Origin of the sequence: Sutterella parvirubra YIT 11816 (assembly GCF_000250875.1) — a bacterium.
GTDB classification, from domain to species: domain Bacteria; phylum Pseudomonadota; class Gammaproteobacteria; order Burkholderiales; family Burkholderiaceae_F; genus Sutterella; species Sutterella parvirubra.
The window spans coordinates 1-8,082 of the sequence record NZ_JH605003.1 but is presented as its reverse complement, the minus strand read 5'-3'; the positions used below and the strand labels follow the sequence as shown (position 1 = coordinate 8,082).

9 protein-coding genes and 1 pseudogene are annotated in these 8,082 nt (G+C 64.9%); 6 read left to right on the top strand and 4 right to left on the bottom strand.

Features of this window, described 5'->3' with window-relative positions:
- Positions 1-194 (bottom strand): annotated as a pseudogene (locus HMPREF9440_RS12125) (M48 family peptidase); the annotation flags it as partial.
- A 132-nt stretch (positions 195-326) separates the two neighbouring features.
- Here HMPREF9440_RS12125 and moaC point away from each other — a divergent pair.
- Entirely contained in the window at positions 327-803 is a 477-nt protein-coding gene (gene moaC, locus HMPREF9440_RS07895) for a cyclic pyranopterin monophosphate synthase MoaC (protein WP_008543134.1), read from the top strand.
- On the opposite strand, the gene HMPREF9440_RS07890 is transcribed toward moaC, so the two are convergent.
- The 3 genes from HMPREF9440_RS07890 to HMPREF9440_RS07880 all read right to left on the bottom strand — a co-directional run bounded on the left by HMPREF9440_RS07890 (position 804) and on the right by HMPREF9440_RS07880 (position 3,391).
- Complete coding sequence (locus tag HMPREF9440_RS07890) at positions 804-1,493, bottom strand: LuxR C-terminal-related transcriptional regulator (RefSeq protein ID WP_008543130.1); 690 nt, start codon at positions 1,491-1,493, stop codon at positions 804-806.
- Between the two features lie 106 nt (positions 1,494-1,599).
- Entirely contained in the window at positions 1,600-2,166 is a 567-nt protein-coding gene (locus HMPREF9440_RS07885) for a TMEM165/GDT1 family protein (protein ID WP_008543129.1), read from the bottom strand.
- A gap of 322 nt (positions 2,167-2,488) precedes the next feature.
- The gene (locus HMPREF9440_RS07880; protein ID WP_008543126.1) at positions 2,489-3,391 is read right to left on the bottom strand and encodes a universal stress protein; all 903 of its coding nucleotides are present in this window, start codon (positions 3,389-3,391) and stop codon (positions 2,489-2,491) included.
- 312 nt (positions 3,392-3,703) lie between these two features.
- Between HMPREF9440_RS07880 and HMPREF9440_RS07875 the strand changes: the two genes are divergently transcribed.
- From HMPREF9440_RS07875 to ettA, 5 genes are all read left to right on the top strand, one after another.
- Positions 3,704-4,450 (top strand): tRNA threonylcarbamoyladenosine dehydratase, encoded by a 747-nt coding sequence (locus tag HMPREF9440_RS07875; RefSeq protein ID WP_245523591.1) that lies wholly within the window; start codon positions 3,704-3,706, stop codon positions 4,448-4,450.
- Between the two features lie 88 nt (positions 4,451-4,538).
- A complete protein-coding gene (locus HMPREF9440_RS07870; protein ID WP_008543121.1) occupies positions 4,539-4,973 on the top strand; it encodes a universal stress protein in 435 nt (144 codons plus the stop codon).
- Between the two features lie 48 nt (positions 4,974-5,021).
- The gene (locus tag HMPREF9440_RS07865; protein WP_008543120.1) at positions 5,022-5,426 is read left to right on the top strand and encodes a hypothetical protein; all 405 of its coding nucleotides are present in this window, start codon (positions 5,022-5,024) and stop codon (positions 5,424-5,426) included.
- A gap of 92 nt (positions 5,427-5,518) precedes the next feature.
- On the top strand, positions 5,519-6,199 hold the full coding sequence (locus HMPREF9440_RS07860) for a protein kinase family protein (protein ID WP_008543119.1): 681 nt from the start codon (positions 5,519-5,521) through the stop codon (positions 6,197-6,199).
- Positions 6,200-6,323: 124 nt separating this feature from the next.
- Positions 6,324-7,988 carry an energy-dependent translational throttle protein EttA gene (gene ettA / locus HMPREF9440_RS07855; RefSeq protein ID WP_008543118.1) on the top strand — a complete coding sequence of 555 codons (1,665 nt, stop codon included), beginning with the start codon at positions 6,324-6,326 and terminating at the stop codon, positions 7,986-7,988.
- Positions 7,989-8,082: the final 94 nt, after the last annotated feature.

The window sequence follows — 8,082 nt, the reverse complement described above, 5'->3', positions numbered from 1 at the left end:
GTCGGGTCGGCGCGCACCTGCGTCATCAGCTGCGCGCCGAGCTTCTGCTCCTCCAGGGGCGAGAGCGCCGAAGAGCCCGCCGTCCCGAGGCTCGGGAGATTGAGGTCGAGCGTGTCCGCGGCCGTCGCCGCGACCGGCGTGAGCGCCGTGCTGATGGCGGCGCAGAGAGCGATGATGGCTTGGGCTGTTTTCACGGTCGCGAGGCGCAGTCCGCGAGGGATTGCGGTATTGTTGGGAGGTTTGACGCCCGAGGGCGTCGGTCCCCAATTATCCCGCGTCCTCCCGGACGCTAGGTTACCCGCAACAGCTAAAAGGTTACGAAAGATATGGGAGAGCTCACCCATTTTGACGACAAGGGCGAGGCGCACATGGTCGACGTCGGCGCCAAGAACGAAACCCACCGCCGGGCGACCGCCGAAGGCGTGATCACGATGCTTCCGGCGACCTTCGAACTCGTCGCCTCGGGGACCGCCAAAAAGGGCGACGTGATCGGGATCGCCCGCGTGGCGGCGATCATGGCCTCGAAGCGCACGGCGGACCTGGTGCCGCTCTGCCATCCGATCTCGCTCACGCACGTCTCGGTCGACTTCGAGTTGGATCGGGAGACCTCTTCGGTGCGCTGCCGCGCGACCTGCGAATGCCGCGGGCAGACCGGGGTGGAGATGGAGGCGCTCACCGCGGTCCAGGTGGGCCTTCTCACCGTCTACGACATGTGCAAGGCGGTCGACCGCGGCATGGTGATCGGGAACGTCCGCCTTCTGGAGAAGGCGGGCGGGAAGTCCGGACACTGGGTCCGGGAATAATCAGTTGAAGCGCTCCTGAAGGATCCCGAGGCAGGTCGCCTCATAGACGGCCTCGCCGCGGGAGTGCACCTGGAGCTTGCGGTAGATCTTCTTGATGTGCGCCGTCACCGTGTGGGGCGAAATCGAGAGGATCTGCGCGATGTCCGCGAAGCTGATGCCCTTGGCGAGTAGCGAGAGGATCTCGGTTTCGCGCTGCGAGAGGTCGTTCGCCTCCGTCGGGCGGCGGCGCGTCTGGCGCATGTTGAGGCTTCGCGTCTGAATCGCGCGCAGCACGTTGCGCGCCACCACCGGCGAGACGGGCGAGCCGCCCCCGCGAAGGAGCCGGATGCTCGTTTCGAGGTCTTCCTGGTCGCCCTTCAGAAGGTAGCCCATGGCGCCCGCCAGAATCGCGCGCATCACGGTCGAGTCCGACGTGTTCGTCGTGTAGACGAGGATGTCGGTGTCTTCCTGGAGGCGGCGCACGCGGGCGACGACCGGCGTCACGTCCACGCCCGAGAGCACGACGTCGGTGACGAGCAGGTCGACCTTCGGGCCGCCGGGCTGCGTCAGATCCTCCTCCATCTTGGCGCGCGTGGACGCGTAGCCGGCGATGCGGATGTCGGGGTCGGCACCGAGCCGGTCGACGATGCGGAGGGCTTCGGCCTCGGTGTCGGCCGTCACATAGACGCGGATCGTTTTCGATTGGGTCATGGCGTGGTGGAACGTTGTCGGAAAGGAGAAGGCGGCGGGAGAACCTCCCACCGCCTGGCACCGTCATCTTAGCACGGGCATACCGCAAAAGCGCTATGCGGAAAACTCACATGCCGAGGTACGTGAGCACCGCGAAGGCCGCGAAGACGACCGCCGCAATCCTGCGCATCACCGCGGGTTTGAGCTTCTCGGAGAGTTTGTTTCCGATGAAGATCGCGGGGACGTCGGCGATGAGCATCCCGAGCGTCGTGCCGACCGTCACCCAGAAGGCGTCCTGAAAGTGCGCGCCCAAGGCGACCGTCGCCAACTGCGTCTTGTCGCCCATCTCGGCGAGGAAGAAGAGGACGAAGGTCGTCCCGAAAACGCCGAAGCGCCCGACCGTGCGGTCGCAGCTCGCCTCGTCGATTTCGTCCGGAATCAGCATCCAGACGGCCATGGCGGCGAAGCTCGCCGTCAGAACCCAGCGGAGGACGTTGGGGGTGAGCCATTCGGCGATCGAGGCGCCCAGAAGGCTCGCCAACCCGTGGTTCAGAACCGTGGCGGCGAGAATCCCGAGGATGATCGGAACCGGGCGGTGAAAGCGCGCGGCAAGGCAGAGCGCGAGGAGCTGCGTCTTGTCGCCGATCTCGGCGGCGACGACCGCGAAGGTCGAGGGGGAAAGAATTTCAAGCATGGGGTCGAAAGCTGGGCGGCGGACATGAAAAACGGCGGCGTACGTACGGGTCCGCCGCGCCGATCCCGGGTTCCTGTCCCATGGAGGCGCCAAACCGCACGTCACGCCGCCGCAGGTCTTGTCCGGCCGTCGGGCGCCTTCACGCCCGGGCGCCGCGCCATGAGGGGAAATCTCAAGTCTGTTGACGCGGTCTTTGGTGGACTACTCCCCCGCGGAGGGGATGCGAGCCGCATTATAAATGCCCGCCGTCGCAAAAGCGATGACGGGCATCCGAAATTTCTATCGGACCGCCCGGGGCGCCGGGCGGCCGAAACCGCGAACCTTAGTAGGCGTTGCGGATGATCAAGAGCGGGACGTCGCCCGTCGCGGCGATGCGCGTGGCGGTCGAACCCATCACGGCGGCCTTGAAGCGGCCGTAGCCGTGCGAACCCATGACGATGAGGTCGAGCTTCTTCTTCTTCGCGAACGCGGCGATTTCGTCGCCGGGGTTGCCGACCAGGCAGACTTCATGCGTCTTGATGGCGGCCTTCGAGAAGAGCGGACGGAGCGGATCGACCGCTTCGTTGAATTCGTCCTTCTGGAGTTCGAGCACTTCTTCTTCCGAGAGCGACGGGAGCGCCATGCCGGCCATGTCGGGCATGACGGCGCCGGCGTAGTCGGAGACGACGTTGATCAGGTAGAAGGTCGCGCCCGTGCCGAAGAGCGAGATGTGGCGCAGCGCATAGCGGACCGCCGCGCGGCCGTACTTCGAGCCGTCCACCGCGATGCCGACGCGCAGGGCATCGGTTTCCGGCGGAACCTTGTCGCGGAGCATCAGAACGGGGCAGCGCGACTGCGCGAGCACGCCGTTCGAGACCGAACCGAAGAAGAGGCCCTTCAAGGCGCTCTGACCGCGCGAACCCATGACGATCAGGTCGGCGTTGAGGCGTTCGGCTTCCTTCGAAATCGATTCGGCGGCGTCGCCGACGACGAAGGATTCGGTCGCCTGGGCGCCGGCGCCCTGCAGAAGTCGGCGGGCGGGTTCAAAGACCTTTTCGGCTTCGTCTTCGTAGTAGCGCGTGAGCGCGTCCTGACCCACGAGGCGGCAGGCGCGCGCGGGGAGCGGCTGCTGAACGTTCAGAAGTTCGATGGTAGGATTGCTGCCGATCAGCGTGGTGCGGCCGGCAATGAACTTGAGCGCGTTGGAGCTGTTGTTGCTGCCGTCGACAGGAACGAGAATACGCATGTGACCCCCTTGGTCTCTGAATGTTCGTTTCGGCTCGTCCTTTTTTCGAAGAGGAGCCGCTTTGGGAATCAGGTCTCCGGTTGGTCGAATCGGAAAACCTGTTTTCCGCGTCGTTGATGTCACTCTACTTCTTTTTCGAAGTGGAGGACTTTCGGAAAAGTACCTAGTCGAGGCAAAAATCGAGAAAAAGAATTCTCGAAAACGTGTCGACTGGGGTGCGAATTCGAAAAACTTTGTTTTGACTTTTTCGCTTTTTCTTTACGGAGTACGCTGGGAATGAGCGTGACGAGTGACCCCCGCCGATTGGGTGGTGTGGCAAGACTTTACGGCGAAGACGGCGCCGCGCGACTGGCGCGTGCGCATGTCGTCGTGGCGGGCGCCGGCGGCGTCGGCAGCTGGGCGATGGAGGCGCTGGCTCGGTCCGGCATCGGTCGTCTCACTTTGATTGACGGCGACGTGAGCGCGCTGTCGAATACGAACCGTCAGCTTCATGCGATGGACGGGAACTACGGCCGCGGGAAGGTGGCGTTGATGCGCGAGCGCATCGGGCTCATCAATCCGGACTGCCGGGTGGAGTTGATTGAATCCTTCATCACGCCGGAGAACGCGGAGGAGATTCTTCCCGCGGACGCCGACTTCGTGATGGACTGCATCGACGACCTTCGCGGGAAGACCGCCCTGGTCGCCGCCGCGAGGCGAAAGGGCCTCAAGGTCGTCACGTCGGGCGGCGCGGGCGGCAAGCGCCACCCCGAACGCCTTGTCGTCGAGGACCTCGCGCGCGTCAAGGGCGATCCGCTTCTGGCGAAACTCCGCACGAACCTGCGCAAGTTCCACGGCTTCCCCGCGGGGAACGCCTCGGGGCGCTCCGTCAAATTCGGCATTCCCGTCGTCGCGAGCGACGAGCCCGTCCGTCAGCCTTCCGCCGCCAACAACCAGGCGGCGGGCCAACCCGAAGGGGCGAGGATCGGGTTCGGCTCCGGCGTCGTCGTCACCGGGACCGCGGGCCTCATGTTGGCTTCGCTTGTGATCAATGCGATTGCGGGTGAACGCGAAGATTGAACTTCATCTTTTTGGGCGCGCCGAACGCGCCTAAAATAGTGTGAAGCGGCGGGCGAACCGGACCCGCCCGCCGAAAAAAGGAAGCCACATGTACAAACGCATTCTTGTTCCGACCGACGGCTCGGAGCGCTCGGTGAAGGCCGTGGAAGGGGCCGCCCGCTTCGCGAAGCCGCTCGGCGCGCACCTCGTCGTCATGACCGTGGTCGAACCCTATTCCTACACCAACCTCGCCGAATACCGCCCGGAATCGATCGAACAGTACGATGAGCGCGTGACGGGCGAAGCCGAGGAGCGCCTCGCCGCCGCGAAGGAATTCGCCGAAGACCTGGGCGTCGACTGCGACACCGTGCTGGTCAAGAGCTTCTCGCCCGCGGACGCCATCATCGAGCAGTGCGACAAGCACGACTGCGACCTCGTCTTCATGGCGAGCCACGGCCGCAAGGGGATCGCCGCGGTGCTCCTCGGGTCCGAGACCCAGAAGGTGCTCACCCACTCGAAGATCCCGGTGATGGTCTACCGCTGATATAGAATGAGCGCCTTTCAGGCTCAAACACACACTGGAGACTCTCCGATGACTGAGGAAACGAGCGAGCTCGACAACGTCGGCGCCGAAATGGACGCCGCGAACCTCTATTCCGAGGAAGTGGTGACGGACCGCAAGGTGGGCGTCATCCGCATCCTCACGCCGATCGACGCCAACGGTCAGCGGGATCCCTCCCGTGCGCCGATCTTCACGGGCGAAACGCAGATCATGACCCAGATGGGCCCGCTGCCGATCTCCTTTGAGATCCCCGCCGCGAACGTCGCCGAAGCCGTCGCCGGCTACAGCGCCGCCGCGCGCGAGGGCCTGCGCAAGACGGTCGAACGCATCCGCGAACTCCAGCGCGAGGCCGCGAGCCAGATCGTCACGCCCGGCATGCCGGGCTTCCAGGCTCCGCCGGCCGCCCCGCAGGGCGGCGGCATCGTGATGCCCTGATTTTCAGGACCCGCACAAGCCACGCAGAGCGCGCCGCCCCCACGAATGTCGTTCCGGGCGGCGCCTTTTCTTTATCCGACTCCGGTACCCGAATGCACGATCAAGAGAAGCCCTTTGACCGCGCCGAGATGGCCGAGCACACCGTCAAGCTGATGCGAGACGGCGGGGGCTTGAACGCCGTCGTCACGCTCGTCGAGAAGGACGGCGTCCGATGGACCGTGAAGGACTTCAGCACCCGCGGCTGGTTTTCGCGCACCATCGTGGGGCCGCTCCTGCTGCGCCGCGAAGCGGCGGTGCTCGCGCGCCTCAAAGGCATCGACGGCATCGCGGGCGAAGCCTTCTTCGTCGACCGTCAGGCGTTGGCGATCCGGTTTTTGGAGGGCTCGGGGCTCGTGCGCAAAAAGGGCGTGAACCGTTCGCCCGTGGATCTCGCCTACATGGAGCGCCTCGAAGCCTTGGTCGATGAGATGCACGCGCGCGGCGTCGCGCACCTCGACCTTCGCGGCACGGGTAACTTCATCATCCGCCCGGACGGCACGCCCGGCCTGATCGACTTCCAGTCCGCCGTCATCACGCGGTACTTCCCGGGGTGGCTGCGCCGGATGCTCGAACACATCGACGATTCGGGCGTTCTCAAAAAGTGGAACCAGTTCCTCCCCGAGCAGATGGGCGAAGCGCGCCGCGCCGCGCTCCAGCGCTTTGAGGAGGGCCGCATGCGCTACTTCGGCTGGTACATGAAGCTTCGGCGCAAGAAGTACCGCCGCGGACGCTGAGCGTCTAAGACTTTTCACTTAAAATCAGGCCACTTCATTTCCCGTCGCGGCGCCTCCCACACGGAGCGCCGCGCGCTTTTCGTTACGCCGCCCTCCGGCGGCGCCTCGAACTCACCTAAGAGCAATGGCACAGTACGTTTTCACGATGAACCGCGTGGGCAAGATCGTTCCGCCCAAGCGTCAGATTCTCAAGGACATTTCGCTTTCGTTCTTCCCGGGCGCCAAGATCGGCGTGCTGGGTCTGAACGGTGCGGGGAAGTCCACGCTCCTTCGCATCATGGCGGGCGTGGATCAGGAGCACGAAGGCGAAGCCGTGCCGATGCCCGGCATCAACATCGGCTACTTCCCGCAGGAGCCGCAGTTGAACCCCGAGCACACCGTCCGCGAAGCGGTCGAAGAGGGCATGGGTGAGGTGATGCAGGCGCAGGCGAAGCTGGACGCCGTCTACGCGGCCTACGCCGAACCCGATGCGGACTTCGACGCGCTCGCCGCCGAACAGGCGCGCCTCGAAGCGATCATCGCCGCCGCGGGCACCAACGCCGAAACCCAGATGGAAATCGCCGCGGACGCGCTCCGTCTGCCGTCCTGGGACGCGAAGATCGGTCACCTCTCGGGCGGCGAAAAGCGCCGCGTCGCGCTCTGCCGTCTGCTCCTCTCGCGCCCGGACATGCTCCTGCTCGACGAACCCACGAACCACCTCGACGCGGAATCGGTCGAGTGGCTGGAGCAGTTCCTCCACCGCTTCCCCGGCACGGTCGTCGCCGTGACCCACGACCGCTACTTCCTCGACAACGCGGCCGAGTGGATCCTCGAACTCGACCGCGGCGAAGGCATTCCCTGGAAGGGCAACTACTCCTCCTGGCTCGACCAGAAGGAAAAGCGCCTGGAAATCGAAAAGCGCCAGGAAGACGCCCGCATGAAGGCGATCCGCCACGAACTCGAATGGGTCCGCCAGAACCCGAAGGGCCGTCAGGCGAAGTCGAAGGCGCGTCTCGCGCGCTTCGAAGAGCTCTCGAGCGTCGAATACCAGCAGCGCAACGAAACGAACGAAATCTTCATTCCCGTGGCGGAACGCCTCGGGAACAACGTGATCGAGTTCAAGAACGTCTCGAAGGGCTTCGGCGACCGTCTTCTGATCGAAGACCTCTCCTTCACGATCCCGCCCGGCGCCATCGTCGGCGTGATCGGCCCGAACGGCGCCGGCAAGTCGACGCTCTTCAAGATGATCACGGGGAAGGAGCAGCCAGACAGCGGTGAGATCAACATCGGGCCGACGGTGCGCATCGCCGCCGTCGACCAGATGCGCGATTCGCTCCCGAACGACAAGACCGCCTTCGAGGCGATCTCCGAAGGGAACGACATCCTCACCGTCGGGAAGTTCCAGATGTCGAGCCGTGCGTACCTCGGCCGCTTCAACTTCAAGGGGGGCGACCAGCAGAAACTGGTCGGCACGCTCTCGGGCGGCGAACGCGGCCGTCTGCACCTCGCGAAGACGCTTCTCGCGGGCGGCAACGTCCTGCTTCTCGACGAACCCTCGAACGACCTCGACGTCGAAACGCTCCGCGCGCTCGAAGAGGCGCTCCTCGAGTTCGCCGGCTGCGCCCTCGTCACCTCGCACGACCGCTGGTTCCTCGACCGAATCGCCACCCACATCCTCGCCTTCGAGGGTGACTCCAAGGTGGTCTTCTTCGACGGCAACTACAACGAGTACGAAGCCGACAAGCGCCGCCGTCTGGGCGAAGAGGCCTGCCAGCCGAAGCGCCTGCGCTTCAAGCCGCTGAAGCACTGACGCCCGGCACGACGCCGAAAGTGAAGGGACCGATGGGGCGGCCGACGCCGACCGCGGTCCCTTTTTCATAGAAAACGCGCGAGGAAACTTGCGA

Bases quoted from the DNA above. Each gene is read 5' to 3' on its own strand.
- moaC (WP_008543134.1), top strand. From the start codon at position 327: ATGGGAGAGCTCACCCATTTTGACGACAAGGGCGAGGCGCACATGGTC.
- HMPREF9440_RS07890 (WP_008543130.1), bottom strand. From the start codon at position 1,493: ATGACCCAATCGAAAACGATCCGCGTCTATGTGACGGCCGACACCGAG.
- HMPREF9440_RS07885 (WP_008543129.1), bottom strand. From the start codon at position 2,166: ATGCTTGAAATTCTTTCCCCCTCGACCTTCGCGGTCGTCGCCGCCGAG.
- HMPREF9440_RS07880 (WP_008543126.1), bottom strand. From the start codon at position 3,391: ATGCGTATTCTCGTTCCTGTCGACGGCAGCAACAACAGCTCCAACGCG.
- HMPREF9440_RS07870 (WP_008543121.1), top strand. From the start codon at position 4,539: ATGTACAAACGCATTCTTGTTCCGACCGACGGCTCGGAGCGCTCGGTG.
- HMPREF9440_RS07865 (WP_008543120.1), top strand. From the start codon at position 5,022: ATGACTGAGGAAACGAGCGAGCTCGACAACGTCGGCGCCGAAATGGAC.
- HMPREF9440_RS07860 (WP_008543119.1), top strand. From the start codon at position 5,519: ATGCACGATCAAGAGAAGCCCTTTGACCGCGCCGAGATGGCCGAGCAC.
- ettA (WP_008543118.1), top strand. From the start codon at position 6,324: ATGGCACAGTACGTTTTCACGATGAACCGCGTGGGCAAGATCGTTCCG.